A 1302-nucleotide genomic window follows, 5' to 3' on the forward strand; every position below is an offset into this window, starting at 1 on the left:
CCTCCGCCCCCCCCGCCCTGCCCGGCGATCCGCCACAGGAGACCAAGCGATGAGCGACAGCGCCTCTTCCGAGAACCCTTTCCTGACCGAGCGCAAGCCGCGCATCATGGACATCCCGGTGAGCGTGCAGGTGGTGCTGGGCAGCAAGCGGCTGCCGATGGCCGCCCTGTTCAACCTGAGCCGCGGCTCGGTGATCGAGTTCGACCGCAAGGTCGGCGAGCCGGTCGACCTGATGGCCAATGAGCGGCTGATCGCGCGCGGCGAGATCCAGATCACCGATGACGGCCGGCTGTCGATCTCGATCACCGAGATTGTCTCCGCGGCGAGCTGAACCCCTTTTCCCGGAGGCGCGCAGAATCCCGCTCCCCCCCCCCCCCCCGGCCGCGGCGGCCCGCCCCCGCGCCGGCCGCGCCGCCCTCCTGGCGCTGCCGCTGCTGCTGCTCGCCGCGCCCGTCCTGGCGCAGAGCGTCTCGCTCAGCCTCGGCGCCCCGGCGGGCACCCTCAGCGGCCAGGCGGTGGCCAGCGGCGGGCAGAGCCTGACCACCAACATCGTCGGGCTGATCGTCGCCACCACCCTGCTGGCCCTGGCGCCGGGGCTGCTGGTGGTCGCCACCTCCTTCACCCGCATCGTCGTCGTGCTGTCGATGCTGCGCACCGCCCTCGGCCTGCAGCAGTCGCCGCCCAACACGGTGATCGTCAGCCTGGCGATGTTCCTCTCCGCCTTCGTCATGGCGCCGGTGCTGGAGCGCGCCTGGAGCGAGGCGGCGCGGCCGCTGATCGAGGGCAGCATCACCGAGGAGATGGCCGCCGAGCGCGCCATCCTGCCCTTCCGCGGCTTCATGGAGGCGAATGTGCGGGAGCGCGACCTGGCGCTGTTCATCGACATCGCCAAGTGGCAGCCGCCCGAAGGCCGGGCCTCGGGCGCGGCCGAGGGCGGGACCACGGGCGCCGCGCCGCGCCACGGCGTGCCGCTGCACATCCTGGCCGCCGCCTTCATCATCTCCGAGCTGAACAAGGCCTTCCAGATCGGCTTCCTGCTCTTCCTGCCCTTCCTGGCCATCGACATCGCCATCAGCGCGGTGCTGATGGGCATGGGCATGATGATGCTGCCGCCGGTGGTGATCAGCCTGCCCTTCAAGCTGATCTTCTTCGTGCTGGTCGATGGCTGGTCGCTGGTGGCCGGCGCCCTGGCGCGGAGCTTCACCGCGTGAGCGCGCCCCCCTCCGACCCCCGGCCCCGCCCCCGGCGGCGCCGCGCCCTGGCCCGCGCGCTGCGGCACGAGGCTGTCTCTTATACACATCT

Annotated in this window: 2 protein-coding genes; both read left to right on the plus strand. The window is 72.0% G+C overall.

Annotation, left to right across the window (positions count from 1 at the left end; translation table 11 throughout):
• Window positions 1–49: 49 nt before the first annotated feature.
• Complete coding sequence (locus ACVMLK_RS21025) at window positions 50–331, plus strand: FliM/FliN family flagellar motor switch protein (RefSeq protein ID WP_422926009.1); 282 nt, start codon at window positions 50–52, stop codon at window positions 329–331.
• 88 nt (window positions 332–419) lie between these two features.
• On the plus strand, window positions 420–1211 hold the full coding sequence (fliP, locus tag ACVMLK_RS21030; RefSeq protein WP_457487541.1) for a flagellar type III secretion system pore protein FliP: 792 nt from the start codon (window positions 420–422) through the stop codon (window positions 1209–1211).
• The last annotated feature ends 91 nt before the right edge of the window (window positions 1212–1302 follow it).

The organism is Teichococcus aerofrigidensis, from assembly GCF_054073225.1.

Excerpts from the sequence above, each read along its gene's own strand:
- ACVMLK_RS21025 (WP_422926009.1), top strand. The coding sequence starts at position 50 with ATGAGCGACAGCGCCTCTTCCGAGAACCCTTTCCTGACCGAGCGCAAG.